Here is a 17,901-nt window from a genome sequence, read left to right on the forward strand (position 1 = left end):
CGGACCGTAGCAAGGCCACGCCGCCACGGCACCTTGCGGCGCAGCAGCGGTCGTGGCGAACGGCGATGCACCGGTCGGCGCATCGCCGGCGCTGCTCAGAACTTGTAGCGCACGCCGAGCAGGAACTGACGGCCGGTCTCGGTGTACTGCAACGGCAGGCGGCCGGTCGCGGGCGAATACACCCACTCATCGGACGCTTCGTTGGTCAGGTTCACGCCTTCCAGGCTCAGTTCCAGCTGGTCACTGATCCGGTAACGGACCGACGCATCGATGACCGTGGTACCGGTCATGCCGTGGTAACCGTCCAGATTGAAGCCGGTTTCCTGGCCCGGCACCTGGGTCAGGTAGTCATCGCGGTTGGTGGCCGAGATGCGCCCGGAGAAGGTGGTGCCTTCGTAGAACAGGGTCGCATTCCACGAGGTGTTGGACAGGCCCAGCAGATCGTTCTTCATCACCGGCTGACCGGCCGAGTTGATGTACTGGATCTTCGAATCCACCCAGGTGTAGTTCAGCTGCAGACCGAGGTTGGCCCACTTGCCCGGCAGGAAGGTGAAGGGCTGGGTGTAGTTCGCTTCTGCGCCGAACAGCTCGCCACCCGGGGTGTTGACCGGACGGGTGAAGGTGAACTCATCGGTCGGCGATGCGCCGGTGCCGATCAGCAGTTCGGCAGGCAGGCCGCTGTCGGTGTACGGCCGATTCTCGCGCAGCGTCTGTACGGAGGTTTCGATGTCCTTGTAGAACAGGCCAAGGCCGGCCATGGCGCCTTCGGCGAAGTACCACTCGAAACTCAGATCGACATTGGTCGCGCGGGTCGGATCCAGGTTGGGGTTGCCGCTGGAGATGGTGCGTGCGCCACCAGCCACGGCCACAGTGGCACCCGGCGTCAGGCTGCCCAGGCCGGGTCGGGTCATCACCTTGGCCGCACCCAGGCGGATCAGGAAATCGGGGGTGACTTCGGCAACCAGGTTGAACGAGGGCAGGGTGTCGTCGTAGGTGCGGGTGGCGGTGGTGGACGTGGTGCCACTGGCCAGCGTCGACAGCCCGGTGGAGGACTGCTTGGTGCGCACATAGCGTACGCCGACGTTGCCGGACAGCGGCAGCGAGCCGATCTCGGTGGAGAACTCACCCATCAGGTAGGCACCGCGATCCTTCTCTTCCACGCTGCGCACGTTGTTGGCGCGCGGTGCGACGGCGTAGATGCCGCTGTTGCTGTAGATGTCGAACTGATCGGCGACGGCGTCCAGGTCCGGCACCACCCAGTTCGAGGGATTGCCGCTGATGCCCTTCAGGCCGGCCTGCGTGGTCATGTCCACCGGAACGATCCTGCTGCCATCGGCGAAGGTGGGCACGGCCAGCTCGCTGCCACGGCGCAGTTCGGTGGTCTTGAACGTGTAATCCTTGGCCAGCACGCCACCCTTGAGGCGGAAGCCGGGGCTGATGTTCCAGTTGAAGTCGATCTGGCCGGTATCGAAATCATTGTCCACGTACTGCGGTCGCAGGCGGATCTCCGCCAGTTCCCAGCCGTTGGGATCGGTGGGATCGATGCCGTAGTTGAGGATCGGCGAGCGGTTGTTGCCCCGGTAGTCGTAGCTGTAGCCGTCGACGTCGTACTTGTCCATGATGATGGTGGTCTGCACCGGGTTCTCATGCCGGGACCGCGAGACCCCCAGCTTGCCGGACAGGGTGAAGTCGTCGCTGAAGCGGTGCTGGCCGTTGAGGCTGATCTGCTTGAACTCGGTGCTCCACTCGTCGTGGCGGTTCTCGCTGCGGATGTCGACGTTGTCGAACTCGCCGTAGACCAGCGCGTTGTTCTCGATGACGCCGTTCCTGACGATCATCGACGGCTTGCCGGCCAGGCGTGGCTGGCTGGTGTTGGCACCGCGGCTGAAGGAAATCGCCTCGATGTAGTGCTCGTCGCGGGTGGCATCGATTTTCGAGTACAGCGCGTCCAGCGAGATCTCGGTCGCGTCGCTGGGCTTCCACTGCAGCGTACCGGTCACGCCCAGGCGCTTCTGCTCATGTTCCATCTGCACGTAGCGCGGGAAGCGCGGGTGGTAGACGTCGGCACTGCGCGCGGCGGTGAACGGGGACGAGGCACTGAAGTTGCCGTTGCTCGGGCCGTTGGCCCAGCGGCCCGTGTTGGAGCCCTCCTCCAGCGCCTGGCGCTCGGAGTAGGCCACCGACAGCAGGGCGCCGAACGTACCGTCGGCGAAGATGTTCGACACCAGCGCGGCCATGCGCGGGTCGGCCTTCTCCGCCATCGCGTTGTAGCCGGCCTGGCCGCTGGCGGCGAAGGTGAAGCCGTCATAGTCGAACGGCCTCGCCGTGCGCAGATCGACGGTGGCGCCCAGCGAGCCTTCTTCGACATCGGCCGAAGCGGTCTTGCGCACCACCAGCTGTGAGAACAGGTCGGAGGCGAAGACATTGAAGTCGAAGCCACGGCCGCGGTTGGTACCACCGCTCTGATCACCGGCGCCGACGGTGGTCAGCGCCTCCATGCCGTTGATGCGCACGCGGGTGAAATCCGGGCCGAGGCCGCGCACCGAGATGTTGCGGCCCTCGCCGGCCTCGCGGGTGATGACCACACCCGGGATGCGCTGCAACGACTCGGCCAGGTTCAGATCCGGGAACTTGCCGATGTCCTCGGCGACGATGGCGTCGACCACGCCGGCCTCGCCACGCTTGATGTCCAGCGCCTTCTCCACGCTGGCGCGGTAGCCGGTGACGGTGACCGTATCCAGGTCCGTGGCGCCGGCGGCGCTGCTCTGCTGCTGGGCGGTCGCATTGGCCGCCAGGGCCAGTCCGACGGCCATAGCGAGCAAGGTAACCGGTGTCTTTTTTTGGTGGTTCCGAGACTGCATGCCTTTCCCCTCTCCCAAAGGTCTGGTGCTGCGGCTGTTTCAGCGTGATGACACCGCTGGTCAGAGCGGACGTTAGCAGCACGTCCCGGATCCGGCATCTTGCACCGCAACAGATCTGAAATGTCTCCAAGAGGCTTGCAGGACAATGCTTCCGTCAGTTTCTACGGGTGCGTGGGGCGCATCGGAAGGCTAGAATGACACCGATGGCCAAACGCCGCGCCGACGCGTGGTACACATTCACGCCGTGCAGTTTCACATGCTGGCGGCAAGCGGGGAGGAGTGGAGATGGGGCGTATCGTATGTTTCGGGGAACTGCTGCTGCGGCTCGGCGCGCCCGGTCGCGAGCTGCTGCTGCAGTCGCCGCAGCTGCAGGTGCACGTGGGCGGGGCGGAAGCAAACGTGGGTGTCTCGCTGTCCCGATTCGGACATGACGTGGCCATGGTCAGCACGGTGCCCGGCAATGCCCTGGGGGCGCACGCACTGGGTGAACTGCGCCGCCATGGCGTCGATACGCGGGCGGTGCGCGAGGTGGCGGACGGTCGCATGGGCCTGTACTTCCTCACCACCGGCGCGGTGCAACGTGCCAGCGAGGTGGTGTACGACCGGGCCGATTCAGCCTTCGCGCGCAGCACTGCAGCCGATCATGACTGGCCGGCGCTGCTGCAGGGCGCGGACTGGCTGCACCTGTCCGGCGTCAGCCCTGCGCTGGGGCCGCAGGTGGCCGAGGCGACGCTGGCGGCGGCATGCGCCGCGCGTGCCAGTGGCGTGCGCGTTTCCTTCGACGGCAATTTCCGGCCCACGCTGTGGCAGCGCTGGGGCGGCGACGTGCAGGCGATCCTGCATGCCCTGTTCGACCAGGCTGACATCGTGTTCGCCGACTACCGCGATATCGAAGTGATCCTGGGCCAGCGCTTTACCCAGGCCGGCGCCGTGGAGCGCGTGGACGCTGCCGCAGCGGCGGCATTCGCCGCGTTCCCGCGGCTGCAATGGCTGGCATGCACGCAACGGCAGGCGCTGAGCGTGGACCATCATGCGCTGGGCGCCCTGCTGCTGGGCCGCGAGGGCGTGCGTGCGCAGGCGCCCGTGCGGCAGCTGACCGGCATCATCGATCGCATCGGCGGCGGCGATGCCTTCGCGGCAGGCATCCTGCATGGCATCCTGTCAGGCTTCGATGCCGACGCCACCGTGCGTTTCGGCCTGGCTGCCGGCGGACTGAAGCATTCCATCCCCGGCGATTTCAATCCTGTCAGCGAAGCTGACGTGCTGGCCCAGATGGGCGAGGAGCGATTCGATGTCCGGCGCTGATCCGCGCGTTCGCGCGGTACTGAAACTGGCACCGGTGATTCCGGTGTTCACCCCCGATGATGTCGACGATGCCGTGCAGGTGGCGCAGGCGCTGTTCCGGGGCGGTCTGCCGGTGATCGAGGTCACCCTGCGCACACCCCGTGCGATGGATGCCATCCGGGCAATGGTCGAGGCCGTACCCGACGCGGTGGTGGGGGCCGGAACGGTGCTGACGCCCGCGCAGATGGAGGCGGCCAGGGCCGCAGGTGCGCGCTTCGCGGTGTCGCCGGGCGCAACGCCGACGCTGTACGCGGCCGCGCGCGATGCCGACCTGCCGTATCTGCCGGGCGTGGCCACGGGGTCCGAGCTGATCCTTGGCCTCGAGCATGGCCTGGATACCTTCAAGTTCTTCCCCGCGGTGCAGGCCGGCGGCGCGGCACTGCTGGCGGCCTGGCACGGCCCCTTCGCCGACGTGCGCTTCTGCCCGACCGGTGGCATCAGTGCCCAGACCGCGGCGCAGTTCCTGCACCTGCCGAACGTGCTGTGCGTGGGCGGTTCATGGCTGACCACGGCGGCCTTGCTGCAGACCCGCGACTGGGGCGCGATCGAACGCCTGGCACGCGAGGCGTCCGTGCTGGCGGGCTGAACCGGCAGGCAATCTTCCAGGATTTGATCGGGATCAAAGCGCCGGCCTCGTGCCGGCGTCACTCTGTCTGCAAGCGCACGACGGAGGAAAACCCATGAACAGAACCATGAAGGCCGCTGTCGTTCGCGAGTTCGGCAGCCCACTGGTCATCGAGGAAGTTCCGGTACCACGCCCGGGGGCGGGCGAGGTGCTGGTCAGGATCGAAGCCTGCGGTGTCTGCCACACCGACCTGCACGCCGCCGAGGGCGACTGGCCGGTGAAACCGGACCCGCCGTTCATCCCCGGCCACGAGGGCGTGGGGCACATCGTGGCCGTGGGCGGCGGGGTCGGGCATGTCAAGGAAGGCGACAGGGTCGGCATCCCCTGGTTGTACTCGGCGTGTGGCCATTGCGAACACTGCCTGGGCGGCTGGGAAACGCTGTGCGAGACGCAGCGCAACACCGGCTACTCGGTCAACGGCGGCTTCGCCGAGTTCGCACTGGCCGATGCCAACTATGTCGGCCTGCTTCCGAAGGAGGTGGGCTTCGTCGAGATCGCGCCGGTGCTGTGCGCCGGCGTGACGGTCTACAAGGGCCTGAAGGTGACGGACACGAAGCCCGGTGACTGGGTGGCGATCTCCGGCATCGGTGGCCTGGGCCACATGGCGGTGCAGTACGCGCGTGCGATGGGCCTGAACGTGGCTGCCATCGACGTGGAGGACAGCAAGCTGGCACTCGCGCGGCGGCTGGGCGCGCAGGTCACGGTCAACGCGCGCACGACCGATCCGGCAGCATTCCTGAAGAAGGAGATCGGTGGCGCACACGGGGCGCTGGTCACCGCGGTATCGCCCAAGGCCTTCGAGCAGGCGCTGGGCATGGTCCGGCGGGGCGGCACGGTCTCGCTCAACGGACTGCCACCGGGCAACTTCCCGCTGGACATCTTCGGCATGGTCCTCAATGGTGTGACGGTGCGCGGTTCGATCGTCGGCACGCGGCTGGATCTGCAGGAGTCGCTGCAGTTCGCCGCCGAGGGCAAGGTGGCGGCCACGGTCAGCACCGACCGCCTGGAAAACATCAACGAGGTGTTCGCCCGCATGCGCGCGGGCACCATCGACGGGCGCGTGGTACTGAACATGGCCGCCTGACACCCGTGCATGGCCGCCGCGGCCCGGCACCCTCTCCCACGGGTGCGGCGGTCATGCCGATCGATGCGCGCCCGGCGTAGCTGCGCAGGTGGTCAGCGCTGTGACCCAGCGCGCCGGGCGGCAGCCGTCGCCCAGCGCGCTGCCACCACCGGAGCCGTGATGCACACCGCCTGGTCGGTCACCGTGGTCACCGCGCGTTCCAGCAGCTGGATGTCTGCCTCGTGCTGGCGTGCCACGTGCGGGTCCTCGAAGAAGATGGCGCGCTGGCAACGGCCCTCCAGCACGCGGTCGGCGATCTGCGCATCGCCGCCCATCGGTCCGCTCTGGTAGCGCGTCACCCAGGGCGTGTCGCTGGGCCAGCCGCGGCTCCATGCCAGCTCGTTGAGGCGCTGACCGGTGGTCCCGGTCGCCACCCGCTCGCCGAAGCGTGCCAGCACGTCGAAGTGCTCGTCGGCGAAGGCGAGCATCGCCGGCTTCATCGCATCATGCGCGATCAGTGCCAGGGTCTGGGTACCGAAGGCATGCAGATCGTCGGCACCGGCGTCGGCCTGCAGGCCGGCGTGCACGCGCTCCACCTCGATCCAGTCGCGTGCGGTGGCTACCGTGGAAATGAAAGGTTTGCCGTGGATCACGCACTGCCGCTTGAGCGCGGTCGCTTCGGGAAACACCGAGGACGGATCGACCGGATCGATCAGATAGATGGCACCGTCGAGCGTGCGCTGCGGGCCCATGCCGACCACCTCGGCGACCAGCTTCATCAGCCCGCCCTCGCGGCCGTAGGGATAGCGATGGAGGCCGGCATAGCCGTCGAGGAAGCCGTGGCGCCCGATCGCATCATGGGTGCGGCCGACAGCGTGCAGCGTTATGCCCAGTTCGCGCAGGCCCGGTTCGCAGGCACGCAGCCAGCGGAACAGGGCGGCGCGCGCATCCTGGTGGTGGAGCCGGTTGGCGGCCAGGCCGATACGCATCGAACGCTCCGTGGGCTGGTAGAAGCGGCAGTTTATGTCGCGAATGGCCAATTCTGCGCGCTTTGCAACTTTCCTCATTGTTGCTGTGCCGTGCGTCGCTAGCGTGGCAGGCAGAGCGGTACCGCTGCGCGGCCGTCGTCTCCGCCTGCGATTCGAGGATGCCCATCGTGAATGCCGCCGGCCCTGCGGCCGCATCCATTGCACGCTCCTGCCCGTGGCTGCGATCCCGCATCGTGCTGCCTGCCCTGTTGCTGTGGCCCATGATCACGCGTGCCGACGGGTGCGACATGCCCCTGGTCGTGGCCTGGCCCAGTGACCGCCCGCCACTGTCCTTCAGCGCGCAGGGCCAGCCCGGCGGCCTGGTTGCCGACTACCTGCGGCGGCTGGGCGAGCAGATCGCGCTGCGTCCACATCCGCTTCCCGCCGCGGCCGGCGCGGCCGGGGCGGCCGGGGCGCTGCCGGCCGGTACCCAGGCCGTGCTGGGATGGCCGCGCGAGCAGGTGCCCGACGGCTGGGTCGTGAGCAGGCCCTACCTGCAGCTGTCACAGGTGATCGTGCGCCGTCGCAACGACACGCCACTGCAGGGACTGGGCGGTCTGCGCGGCCGCCGCGTCGCCAGCCTCGACACGGTGCCACTGGCGGCCCACCTGCGTGAGCAGGCGCCGGGCGCATGGCTGCTGCAGGTCGACGCGCTCGATCATGCGCTGCAGCTGCTGGCCATCGGCCAGGTGGACGCGGTGGTTGCCACGTTGGGCGAAGTGGAAGCCGCATTGCGCAGGCCCGGCAGCGATGCCCTGGTGATCGCCGCGCCGGCCGGCTTCGATGATGCCTGGGTGCTGGCGGCTGCGCCGGCCTGTGCGGCCACCGTCGCCGCCTTCGACACCGTGCTGCAGGAACTGGACGACGCGCAGCGCGACGCGCTCCGTGCGACGTGGGCGCCCAGCGGAGCACGCGCGCCGCCCGCACGGTCGCCGTTGCGCTGGCTGGTGCCGGTGCTGCTGGTCGCGCTGGCGCTGATCCTGGTGTATGCCTTCGGCTACTGGAGGCTGCATCGCGAAAGCAGCCAGCGCCGCGCGCTGGAACAGCGGCTGCAGGAAGTGACCGCCAACCTGCCTGCGGTGGTCTACCGGGCGCGCCGCAGCGGCGAGGGCGACTACAGCCTGCCGCTGGTCGCCGGCGACGTGCAGTCGCTGTTCGGCATGAGCCTGGACAGTGTGCGGCTGGACCATCGCCGGCTCATGGCGGCGGTGCATGTCGACGATCGCAAGCCGGTGCTGGATCATCTGGAAGCCGCAGCGCGGGCCCGTGCGCCGATCGACATCACCTTCCGCACGCTGGGTCCCCATGGCTGGCGCTGGATCCGTTCGCATGGCAGGCCGTTGCCGGGCGAGAGCGACGACATCGAGTGGAGTGGCTACTGGATGGACGTCAGCCAGGCGCAGGCACGCACCCGTGCCCTGGCCGGGGCACGCCATCAGGCCGAAGAGACTGCAGCGGCGAAGACGCACTTCCTGGCCACCATGAGCCACCAGATCCGCACACCGATGAGCACGCTGCTGGGCATGCTCGAATGCCTGGCGGACAGCCCCCTGGACCCGTGCCAGCGGCAGGTCCTGTCCACCGTCGATGTGGCCGCGCAGATGCTGCGGCAGATTCTCGATGATGTGCTCGACAGTCATCGGTTGCAGGCGCTGCCGTTGCAGCTGCGTGCCACCGACATGGGTGCGCTGGCCACGGCCGTGCAGCAGCTGCTGGCACCGATGGCGGCCAGCCGTGCGTTGCACCTGCGGTGCGTGCTTGATCCTGCGCTGCAGCGGTGGCTGCTGGCCGATGGCCTGCGCGTGCGCCAGGTCCTGTTCAACCTGGTGGGCAACGCACTGAAGTTCACCCTGCACGGCGGTGTGGAACTGCGGCTGCGGGTGCTGCGGACGCAGGCGGCAGGACAATGCCTGCGCCTGCAGGTGAGCGACAGTGGCGTAGGCATCAGTCCCGAGCGGCAGCAGGCCGTGTTCGCCGATTACACCCAGGCCGAGCCGTCGACGGGGCGCCGGTTCGGCGGCAGCGGCCTGGGCCTGGCCATCTGCCGGGACCTGGTGGCCTCGATGGGCGGCGAGCTGCAGCTGCAAAGCTCGCCGGGCAAGGGCACGCGCATCTGGTTCGACCTGGAGTTCGCCAGCTGCCTGGCGCCACTGGAGGCGGTGCCGGCCATGGCCGAGGTGGTCGCGCGACTGCCTGCGGCACGGGTGCTGGTGGCCGAGGACCACCCGACCAACCTGCAACTGCTGGTGCAGCGGCTGCGCGAGCTGGGCCTGCAGGTGCACGCCACCGCCGATGGCCTGCAGGCGCTGGCGGCATGGCGGGCGCAGGGCTTCGATGTTGTCGTTACCGATTGCCACATGCCCGGCATGGACGGGTTCGCGCTGGCGCGTGCGATCCGCGAAGACCCCTGTCCTTCGCGTGCACGGGTGCCGATCATCGCGCTGACGGCCAGCGTGCTGGAGAGCACGCGCGAGGCCTGTCGTGCCGCCGGCATCGACCGGTTCCTGGCCAAGCCGGTCGACACCCAGGGGTTGCGCGCGACGCTGGCCGACGTACTGCCGGCAATGGAACCCGGCTCAGTTGGACAGTAGACGGACGATGCTGGCAGCGGCGTCGCGGCCTTCAGCCACAGCGGTTACCACCAGGTCGGCGCCGCGTACCGCATCACCGCCGGCGAACAGGCGCGGATGCGCGGTCTGGAAGGGCAGCCGGTCCTTGCCGCCGGCAACGATGCGACCGTTCGCCTGGCCCTGCACACCGTGTTCGGCCAGCCAGGCCGGAACGCTCGGCGCGAAACCAAAGGCGATGATGACCACGTCCGCCTCCAGCAGCGACTCGCTGCCCTCGATCGGCACCGCGTTGCGGCGTCCCTGGGCGTCGGCCTCACCCAACCGGGTTTCAACCACGGTCACGCCGATCGCTTCGTCGTCGGCGCCGGCCTCGATGGACAGCGGCTGCCGGTTGAACAGGAAGCGCACGCCTTCCTCGCGCGCATTGGCGACTTCACGCGCGCTGCCGGGCATGTTGGCCTCGTCGCGACGGTACGCGCAGGTGACCTTGGCCGCGCCGAGCCGCACCGCGCTGCGCACGCAGTCCATGCCGGTGTCGCCGCCGCCGAGCACGACCACGCGCTTGCCGTTGAGGTCGGGCAGGGCGATCTGGTCCTCCCAGCCGGCGATCGGTCGACCCTGCGGGTCATCGCCGCCGACGATGCGGCTGTTCTGCACCAGGAACGGCAGGGCCGGCAGCACCCCCTTCAGGTCCTGGCCCGGCAGGCCGCCGTCGGTGTAGCGGTAGGCCCCGGTGCCGACGAACACCGCGTCGTGGCTGTCCAGCAGCTGCTGCACGCTGATGTCGCGGCCGATCTCCACGCCCAGGCGGAACTGCACGCCCATCCCTTCGAGCACCTCGCGGCGACGATGGATGACGTCCTTGTCCAGCTTGAAGCTGGGGATGCCGAACTGCAGCAGGCCGCCGATCTGCTCGTAGCGGTCGTACACCACGGCGGTGATGCCGGCCCGGGCCAGGCGATCGGCACAGGCCAGACCCGCCGGACCGGCACCGATCACCGCCACGCTGTGGCCGGTGGGCTGCACGGCACCCAGGTCCGGACGCCAGCCGCTGGCGAGTGCTGTATCGACGATGTACTTCTCCACCGCACCGATGGTCACCGCACCGAATTCCTCCAGGGTGCAGCTGCCTTCGCACAGGCGATCCTGCGGGCAGACCCGGCCGCACACTTCCGGCAGCGGGTTGGTGCTGTGGCACAGCGTGGCGGCCTCGTGGATGCGGTTCTCCTGCACCAGCTGCAGCCACTGTGGAATGGCGTTGTGTACCGGGCATTTCCAGCTGCAGTAAGGGTTGCCGCAGTCCAGGCAGCGCCCGGCCTGGTACTGCGCATCCTCCTTGCCGAACTTTCCGTACAGCTCGCCCCAGTCGCCGGAGGTGCGCAGTTCAACCGGAATGCGCTGCGGCATGGTGCGGGGCAGATCGAGGAACTGGAAGGCGTGCTTGCGGCTCATGGCGGGCTCTGTGATTTCGATGGCCGGCCAGAGGCCGGCACTACTGCGGTGAGGGAGCAGGCGCGCGCCGGTTGCGGGCGACGCGCCGGAGGCGCTTACGCCGCGCGTCGAAGGGTCTCGGTCAGCGATTCGATGCTGGCGGCCTTCGGTTTGACCAGCCAGAACTTGCCGATGTAATCGCGGAACTCGTCCAGGATCTGCTGCGCCCAGATGCTGCCGGTCAGTTCGCGATGGCGGCCGATCAGGCGGTGCAGGTGCTGGCGGTAGTTCTCGAAGCCTTCGGCGGACACGCGATGGATGTCGATCAGCTCGTGGTTGTAACGGTCCACGAAGTCGCGGTCCACATCCAGCACGTAGGCCAGCCCCCCGGTGAAGCCGGCACCGAAGTTCAGGCCGACCTTGCCCAGCACCAGCACCACGCCGTCGGTCATGTACTCGCAGCAGTGATCGCCGGCGCCTTCCACGACCGCGAGCGCACCGGAATTGCGAACCGCGAAGCGCTCGCCGGCACGTCCGGCGGCGAACAGCTCGCCACCGGTGGCGCCATACAGGCAGGTGTTGCCGATGATCGCAGTGCTGCGCGCCTCGAACCGCGCGCCGCGCGGCGGACGTACCACCAGGCGGCCGCCGGCCATGCCTTTGCCGACGTAGTCGTTGGCTTCGCCCTCCACTTCCAGATGCAGGCCGCCGACATTGAAGGCGCCGAAGCTCTGCCCGGCGCTGCCACGGAAGCGCAGCTCCAGGGGGGCGTCGGCCATGCCCTGGTTGCCGTGCGCGCGCGCCACCGCGCCGGCCAGGCGGGTGCCGATGCTGCGGTCGGTGTTGTGGATCAGGAAGCGATGTTCGCCCCCCCTGCGCTGTTCGATCGCGTCCGCCAGCAGGCCATCCATCTGCGTGGCCAGGCTGTCCGGCGATTCGTACAGGCGCTGCGCCGCGCAGTGGCTGCCTTCGTAACGCGCATCTGCCAGCAGGCGCGACAGGTCCACGCGCACGCCGTCGCGCGGTGCGGCCTCGATCTGCCGCAGCAGGTCGGTGCGGCCGACGATCTCCTCCAGCGAACGCGCGCCCAGGTACGACAGCCAGCCACGCACTTCCTCGGCCAGCAGGCGGAAGAAATTCTCCACGCGCTCGGGCTGGCCGGTGAAGTGGTTCTCGCGCAGGCGTTCGTCCTGGGTGGCCACGCCGGTGGCACAGTTGTTGAGGTGGCAGATGCGCAGGTACTTGCAGCCCAGCACGATCATCGGCGCGGTGCCGAAGCCGAAGCTGTCCGCACCCAGCAGCGCAGCCTTGACCACGTCCAGGCCGGTCTTCAGGCCACCATCGGTCTGCAGCAGGGTGCGCCCGCGCAGGTCGTTGGCCAGCAGCGCCTGGTGCGCTTCGGCCACGCCCAGTTCCCACGGCACACCGGCGTAGCGGATCGAACTGACCGGCGAGGCACCGGTGCCGCCGTCGTGGCCGGAGATGGTGATCAGGTCCGCGCCGGCCTTGACCACGCCGGCGGCGATGGTGCCGACGCCGGCATGGCTGACCAGCTTCACCGATACCAGCGCGGTCGGGTTGACCTGCTTGAGATCGTAGATGAGCTGCGCCAGGTCCTCGATGGAATAGATGTCGTGGTGCGGTGGCGGCGAGATCAGGCCGATGCCCGGCCGCGCGTAGCGCAGGCGGGCGATCAGCTCGTTGACCTTGTGCCCCGGCAGCTGGCCGCCTTCGCCGGGCTTGGCGCCCTGCGCGACCTTGATCTGCAGCACCTCGGCATTGACCAGATACTCGGCGGTGACACCGAAGCGACCCGACGCCACCTGCTTGATCTTGCTGCGCCGTGGGGTGCCGTAGCGGGCCGGGTCTTCGCCACCTTCGCCGGAATTGCTGCGGCCGCCGAGGCGGTTCATCGCGATGGCCAGCGCCTCATGTGCTTCCGGCGACAGCGCGCCGAGGCTGATCGCAGCGGTATCGAAGCGCGGGAACAGTTCGCTGGCCGGCGCCACCTCGTCCAGCGGCGTGGGTGCCGGCGCCGGCACCAGCTGAAGCAGGTCACGCAACGCCGATGGCGGCCGGGCATGCACGGCATCGCAGTACTGCTGCCAGGCGCGGGCATCACCACTGCGCGCCGCGCGCTGCAGGGTGGTGACCACGTCGGGGTTGTACATGTGGTACTCGCCGCCGTGCACGTACTTCAGCAGGCCGCCGACATCGACATCCTGCTGTGCATCCCAGGCCTGCGCGCACAGTTCGCGCGCATCGGCATCCAGCCGCGCGAAGCCGGCGCCGCCGATGCGCGAGGCGGTGTCGGGGAAGCACAGCGCGACCACTTCCGGCTCCAGGCCGATGATCTCGAACAGCTGCGCGCCGCGGTAGCTGGCCACGGTACAGATGCCCATCTTCGAGATGATTTTCGACAGGCCCTTGTAGACGCCCTTGCGGTAGCGGCGGCCGATCTGCGACTGCTCACCGCCCTTGCTGAGCTTGAGGATGCCGCGCCGGCCGAGGTCGAACAGGGTCTGGTAGGCAAGATACGGGTACACCGCAGTGGCCCCGAAGCCGAGCAGGCAGGCCATATGGTGCGGGTCGCGCGCAGTGCCGGTCTCGACGATCAGGTTGACGTCGCAGCGCAGCCCCAGCCGCGAGAGGTGATGATGCACCGCACTGGTGGCCAGCAGGGCGTGCACCATCGGTCGCCCGGCCACCGGATAGCGGTCGGACAGCAGCAGCATCACCATGCCTTCGCGTGCGGCGCGTTCGGCCTCCGCACAGATGCGCTCGATGCCGTTGCGCAGCCCTTCTTCCTCGCTGTAGGACAGGTCGAGCAGGCGGTTGGCCTGCAGGTACTGGTCCATCTTCAGCAGCTGGCGCAGCTTGCGTTGGCTGAGTACCGGCGAGTTGAGGATGACGTGGTTCACCGTCTCCGGGCCGGCATGGAAGATGTTGGTCTCCTTGCCGAGCTGGGTGGACAGGGACATGGCGCAGTCTTCGCGCAGCGGATCGATCGGCGGATTGGTGACCTGCGCGAATGCCTGCCGGAAGTAGTCGTACAGCGGCCGGCTGCGCTGGCTCAGTACCGCCATCGGCGTGTCATCGCCCATCGAGCCGGTGGCTTCCTGCTCGGTCTCGGCCAGCGGCCGCAGCACCTGCTCCACCTCCTCGCTGCTGAGCTGGTACAGCTTGTGGTAACTGCGCAGGGTGCCCTCGTCGAAGGGCTCCTCCACCAGCGAAGGATCGATCAGTTCGGTCTGCAGGTAGGTCACGCCCTGCTGCAGCCACTGCTTGTACGGTGCGCGGCCGCGGTTGATGCGGTCCACCGCGTCCGAATCGAGCAGGTCGCCGCGCTTGAGATCGATGGCCACCATTTCACCGGGGCCGAGCTTGCCCTTGCGTACCACGCGCTCGGTCGGCACTTCCCACACGCCCGCTTCGGAGGCGACCAGGAAGTGGCGGTCGGCGGTCAGCATCCAGCGCGCCGGGCGCAGGCCGTTGCGGTCCAGCGTACACACCGCATAGCGGCTGTCGCAGGCGACGATGCCGGCCGGGCCGTCCCAGGGCTCGCTGTTGAGGCCATGGAACTCGTAGAACGCGGCCAGATCCGGATCCTTGAACTCCAGCGACTGCGTCGCCGGTGGCACCAGGATGCGCAGCGCCTGGATCAATTCCATGCCGCCGGCGACCATCAGTTCCAGCATGTTGTCCAGGCTCTGCGAGTCCGAGCCATGCATGGAGATCACCGGATCGAACTCGGCGATGTCGAAGCGCGGTGTCTTCCAGACCTTGCTGCGCGCCTGCGCCCAGCGACGGTTGCCCTCGATGGTGTTGATCTCGCCGTTGTGCGCGAGCAGGCGGAACGGATGTGCCAGCGGCCAGCGCGGCAGCGTGTTGGTGGAGAAGCGCTGGTGGAACACGATCGCGCTGGAGGCCAGCTCGCGCCGCTGCAGGTCCGGATAGAAGCGGCTGAGCTTGTCCGGCAGGACCATGCCCTTGTAGCTGATCGCATCCGGGGTGAGCGTGGTGACGTAGAAATCGCCATGGTCGCGCAGCTGCTGCTCGCTGCGACGGCGTGCGAGGTACAGCGCCAGGGCGAAGCCGGTGCCGTCCTGGCCGACACCGGCATCGACGAACACCTGCTCGATGCGCGGCAGCGTATCGCGCGCGAGCTGGCCGCAGACACTGTCGTCGATGGGAACCTCGCGCCAGCCCGCCACGCGGCAGCCTACCGCTTCAAGCTGCACCTGCAGCTGCGTCCGGCAGGCCTGCGCGGCGTCGGCGTCGTGCGGAAGGAACACCAGGCCCGCCGCGAAGCGGGTGGCCACGGTGATGCCCGCTTCGCTGGCCAGCAGTTTCAGGAATGCATCGGGGCGACGCAGCAGCAGCCCGCAGCCATCACCGGTGAGCCCGTCAGCGGCGACGCCGCCGCGATGGGTCATCCGCGAAAGCGCGGCGATGGCGGTATCCACCAGCAGGCGCGACGGCTGGTCGTCGAGCTGCGCGACCATGCCGAATCCACAGGCATCGCGCTCGGAGCGCGGGTCGTAAAGCCCTTGGCGGTTGCGGGGGGCCATCTCTACCTCGATGCGGAATGAAATGAGCGGGGACACTCAAGCCCGCCCAATCCCTGGAGCGCATCGTGAGGCCACCGGATGCCTCGAATAAAGCACAGGTTGCTGCAACGCCGCAATACACGGTTGCAGGTGCAACGGAAAGCGCCGGCGGTGATCCGCCGGCGCGGGCCGGGATCAGCCGCAGCGGACGCCGCTGACCACGTCCTTGGCGTCCACTTCGATGTTCAGGCGGTCGCCCAGGAACTCCATCGTGGTCGCGTCATTGGGGTGCAGCACGCGCACCTGCTGAGCACCGGCATCTTCCTGGGCCTGCTTGCCCAGCGCATCGGTGTAGGCCTGGCCGACCAGGCTCTGTACCTGGCTGGCGTCGCAGGTGCCCACCGGCGGTGCCTCGGTGGCCTTGCCGGCTTCATCGGCCGGTGCCTTGGCGGCTTCGGCGGCCTGCTGGGCGTGGGCCGTGGCCGAATCCTGTTCATCCAGCGCCGGCGCCTGGCAGGCGGACAAGGCCAGCACGGCCGGCAGCAGCAGGGCGGAGAGCGAACGGGCGCGAATCGGGAACGACATCATGACTCCGGAAGGGACTGTGAAAGCCGGAGCATAGCCGCGAACCCATCCTCACGTGTTTGTCTTGCGTTATTGACGCGGCCGCGTCATGTCGATCGCCACACTGCTGGCATGCCCACGTCCCCCACACCCGAGCGCGCGGCGGCGCGCGCGGCCGGCCTGCGCTACGTTGATGACACCCAACCGGGCTTCACCCGGCTGCGTGCAGGCAAAGGCTTCCGTTACCGTGATGCTGACGGCCACGCAGTGCGCGATGCGGCCACGCTGCAGCGTATCCGCGCACTGGCCATTCCCCCGGCTTACACCGCGGTATGGATCTGCGCGCATGCCAACGGCCACCTGCAGGCGACCGGCCGCGATGCGCGTGGCCGCAAGCAGTACCGCTATCACGCCGACTGGGCGAAGGTGCGCGATGCCGGCAAGTTCGATCGGATCATTGCGTTCGGCGAGGCACTGCCCACGCTGCGGCGGCGGCTGGCACGCGATCTCCGGCAGTCCGGATTTCCACGGACCAAGGTGCTGGCCGTGGTGGTGGCGCTGCTGGCCGATACGCTGGTACGGATCGGCAATGAGACCTACGCCCGCGAGAACCGCTCGTTCGGGCTGACCACCCTGCGCAACCGCCACCTCGAGCTGCTTCGCGGCGGGCGGGTACGCATGCGGTTCCGGGGCAAGTCCGGCCAATTGCAGGAGGTGACGGTGGGCGACCGCCGCCTGGGCCAGATGGCGCGACGGTTGCAGCAGCTGCCGGGGCAGTCGTTGTTCCAGTACCGCGACGATGATGGCCAGGTGCAGCCGGTCGATTCCGGCGCAGTGAACGAGTACCTGCGCGACGTGATGGGTGAGGACTTCACCGCCAAGGATTTCCGTACCTGGGGCGGCACGGTGGCGGCGGTGCAGGCACTGGCTGCCACCGCGCTGCCCGAGCCCGCCAGCCAGCGCGCACTGGCCGCAGCGCAGCGCGAGGTGGTCTGCCAGGTTGCCGCGCGTCTGGGCAACACCCCTGCGGTGTGCCGCAGGGCATACATCGATCCCTGCGTGTTCGCCGGCTGGGAGCGCGGCGAACTCACCGCGCTGGCGGGCCTGCGCGGCCCGCGGCAGTGGGAACAGGCCACGTTGCGCGTACTGCGGCGGGCACGCCGGCTCAGCCGCAGTAGATCGCGGTGATGTTGTTGGTGCGTCCCTTCTCGATGGTCAGGCGATCACCGCCTTCGCTGGCGGGCGGAACACGCGGACCGTCGTGGCGCAGCACCTGCACGTGCAGGCTGTCGCTGTCCACGCGTGCACGTTCAACGGTGGCCGCCGACGCTGCCAGACCGACGGCGCCGCGCACCATGTCGCTGTGGCACTGGCCGGAAATCACGCCGTCGATCGGTTGAACCTGTGCGATTGGCGTGCTGCTGCATGCGGCGACGGCAAAGGTCAGTGCGGCTACGCTGAATGCGCGGATCATGATCCTGCTCCATGGTGATGAGGATGCCAGCGTGCCGCGCGCGGCGTGGTGGCGGCATGAACGGCGTGCACATGCGGGACACGGTGCATTCACCGTCGCCGACAGCGGCGATGGCCACACTGCATGTACTGGCACGCCACGGAGGTATGACATGGCCACCTGTGATGTATGCGGCAACGACTACGACAAGAGTTTCACCCTGCAGCAGGGCGGGCGCAGCGGCACGTTCGACTCGTTCGAATGCGCGATCCACGCCTTCGCGCCACGCTGTGCGCACTGCAACTGCGCCGTGATCGGTCACGGCGTCGAAGGCAACGGGCAGATCTTCTGCTGTGCGCACTGCGCTGGCCATGCCGGCGTGCAGGGCGTGGCCGATCGCGCCTGAACCCAC

General features: G+C 68.5%; 12 protein-coding genes. 6 read left to right on the forward strand and 6 right to left on the reverse strand.

All coding sequences use genetic code 11. The features are described from left to right. Positions 1–95: 95 nt before the first annotated feature. A complete protein-coding gene (locus tag AC5P5M_RS14515; RefSeq protein WP_053515999.1) occupies positions 96–2,861 on the reverse strand; it encodes a TonB-dependent receptor in 2,766 nt (921 codons plus the stop codon). 285 nt (positions 2,862–3,146) lie between these two features. On the opposite strand from AC5P5M_RS14515, the gene AC5P5M_RS14520 reads away from it, so the two are divergent. From AC5P5M_RS14520 to adhP, 3 genes are all read left to right on the forward strand, one after another. Continuing rightward, positions 3,147–4,166 carry a sugar kinase gene (locus AC5P5M_RS14520; protein WP_495206066.1) on the forward strand — a complete coding sequence of 340 codons (1,020 nt, stop codon included), beginning with the start codon at positions 3,147–3,149 and terminating at the stop codon, positions 4,164–4,166. Further along, complete coding sequence (gene eda / locus AC5P5M_RS14525) at positions 4,153–4,791, forward strand: bifunctional 4-hydroxy-2-oxoglutarate aldolase/2-dehydro-3-deoxy-phosphogluconate aldolase (protein ID WP_065174105.1); 639 nt, start codon at positions 4,153–4,155, stop codon at positions 4,789–4,791. Before AC5P5M_RS14520 ends, eda begins: the two co-directional genes overlap by 14 nt. 94 nt (positions 4,792–4,885) lie before the next feature. Next, positions 4,886–5,914, forward strand: a complete 1,029-nt coding sequence (gene adhP / locus AC5P5M_RS14530) for an alcohol dehydrogenase AdhP (RefSeq protein ID WP_495206067.1) — start codon at positions 4,886–4,888, stop codon at positions 5,912–5,914. A 92-nt stretch (positions 5,915–6,006) separates the two neighbouring features. On the opposite strand, the gene AC5P5M_RS14535 is transcribed toward adhP, so the two are convergent. Further along, positions 6,007–6,882: a methylglyoxal synthase gene (locus tag AC5P5M_RS14535; RefSeq protein WP_065174107.1), complete on the reverse strand. Its 876-nt coding sequence runs from the start codon at positions 6,880–6,882 to the stop codon at positions 6,007–6,009. A 260-nt stretch (positions 6,883–7,142) separates the two neighbouring features. Between AC5P5M_RS14535 and AC5P5M_RS14540 the strand changes: the two genes are divergently transcribed. Next, on the forward strand, positions 7,143–9,512 hold the full coding sequence (locus AC5P5M_RS14540; protein ID WP_495206068.1) for an ATP-binding protein: 2,370 nt from the start codon (positions 7,143–7,145) through the stop codon (positions 9,510–9,512). Here AC5P5M_RS14540 and AC5P5M_RS14545 read toward each other — a convergent pair. From AC5P5M_RS14545 to AC5P5M_RS14555, 3 genes are all read right to left on the reverse strand, one after another. Then, positions 9,498–10,943 carry an FAD-dependent oxidoreductase gene (locus AC5P5M_RS14545; protein ID WP_065182099.1) on the reverse strand — a complete coding sequence of 482 codons (1,446 nt, stop codon included), beginning with the start codon at positions 10,941–10,943 and terminating at the stop codon, positions 9,498–9,500. The two genes, AC5P5M_RS14540 and AC5P5M_RS14545, sit on opposite strands and share 15 nt — an antisense overlap. 95 nt (positions 10,944–11,038) lie before the next feature. Then, complete coding sequence (gene gltB / locus AC5P5M_RS14550; RefSeq protein WP_065174109.1) at positions 11,039–15,493, reverse strand: glutamate synthase large subunit; 4,455 nt, start codon at positions 15,491–15,493, stop codon at positions 11,039–11,041. 174 nt (positions 15,494–15,667) lie between these two features. Beyond that, complete coding sequence (locus AC5P5M_RS14555; protein WP_053515984.1) at positions 15,668–16,057, reverse strand: I78 family peptidase inhibitor; 390 nt, start codon at positions 16,055–16,057, stop codon at positions 15,668–15,670. A 111-nt stretch (positions 16,058–16,168) separates the two neighbouring features. Between AC5P5M_RS14555 and AC5P5M_RS14560 the strand changes: the two genes are divergently transcribed. Further along, entirely contained in the window at positions 16,169–17,224 is a 1,056-nt protein-coding gene (locus AC5P5M_RS14560) for a DNA topoisomerase IB (RefSeq protein ID WP_495206069.1), read from the forward strand. Here AC5P5M_RS14560 and AC5P5M_RS14565 read toward each other — a convergent pair. Then, complete coding sequence (locus AC5P5M_RS14565) at positions 17,202–17,510, reverse strand: hypothetical protein (RefSeq protein WP_128987665.1); 309 nt, start codon at positions 17,508–17,510, stop codon at positions 17,202–17,204. The two genes, AC5P5M_RS14560 and AC5P5M_RS14565, sit on opposite strands and share 23 nt — an antisense overlap. Positions 17,511–17,661: 151 nt before the next feature. Here AC5P5M_RS14565 and AC5P5M_RS14570 point away from each other — a divergent pair, with 151 nt between their 5' ends. Beyond that, complete coding sequence (locus AC5P5M_RS14570) at positions 17,662–17,895, forward strand: metallothionein (protein ID WP_065174491.1); 234 nt, start codon at positions 17,662–17,664, stop codon at positions 17,893–17,895. Positions 17,896–17,901 lie beyond the last annotated feature (6 nt).

It is taken from the genome of Stenotrophomonas sp. YJH_SMC_106-19, assembly GCF_059368375.1.

What these genes read in the sequence shown, in the direction of transcription:
- AC5P5M_RS14515 (WP_053515999.1), bottom strand. Translation starts at nt 2,861, where the DNA reads ATGCAGTCTCGGAACCACCAAAAAAAGACACCGGTTACCTTGCTCGCT.
- AC5P5M_RS14520 (WP_495206066.1), top strand. Translation starts at nt 3,147, where the DNA reads ATGGGGCGTATCGTATGTTTCGGGGAACTGCTGCTGCGGCTCGGCGCG.
- eda (WP_065174105.1), top strand. Translation starts at nt 4,153, where the DNA reads ATGTCCGGCGCTGATCCGCGCGTTCGCGCGGTACTGAAACTGGCACCG.
- adhP (WP_495206067.1), top strand. Translation starts at nt 4,886, where the DNA reads ATGAACAGAACCATGAAGGCCGCTGTCGTTCGCGAGTTCGGCAGCCCA.
- AC5P5M_RS14535 (WP_065174107.1), bottom strand. Translation starts at nt 6,882, where the DNA reads ATGCGTATCGGCCTGGCCGCCAACCGGCTCCACCACCAGGATGCGCGC.
- AC5P5M_RS14540 (WP_495206068.1), top strand. Translation starts at nt 7,143, where the DNA reads ATGATCACGCGTGCCGACGGGTGCGACATGCCCCTGGTCGTGGCCTGG.
- AC5P5M_RS14545 (WP_065182099.1), bottom strand. Translation starts at nt 10,943, where the DNA reads ATGAGCCGCAAGCACGCCTTCCAGTTCCTCGATCTGCCCCGCACCATG.
- gltB (WP_065174109.1), bottom strand. Translation starts at nt 15,493, where the DNA reads ATGGCCCCCCGCAACCGCCAAGGGCTTTACGACCCGCGCTCCGAGCGC.
- AC5P5M_RS14555 (WP_053515984.1), bottom strand. Translation starts at nt 16,057, where the DNA reads ATGTCGTTCCCGATTCGCGCCCGTTCGCTCTCCGCCCTGCTGCTGCCG.
- AC5P5M_RS14560 (WP_495206069.1), top strand. Translation starts at nt 16,169, where the DNA reads ATGCCCACGTCCCCCACACCCGAGCGCGCGGCGGCGCGCGCGGCCGGC.
- AC5P5M_RS14565 (WP_128987665.1), bottom strand. Translation starts at nt 17,510, where the DNA reads ATGATCCGCGCATTCAGCGTAGCCGCACTGACCTTTGCCGTCGCCGCA.
- AC5P5M_RS14570 (WP_065174491.1), top strand. Translation starts at nt 17,662, where the DNA reads ATGGCCACCTGTGATGTATGCGGCAACGACTACGACAAGAGTTTCACC.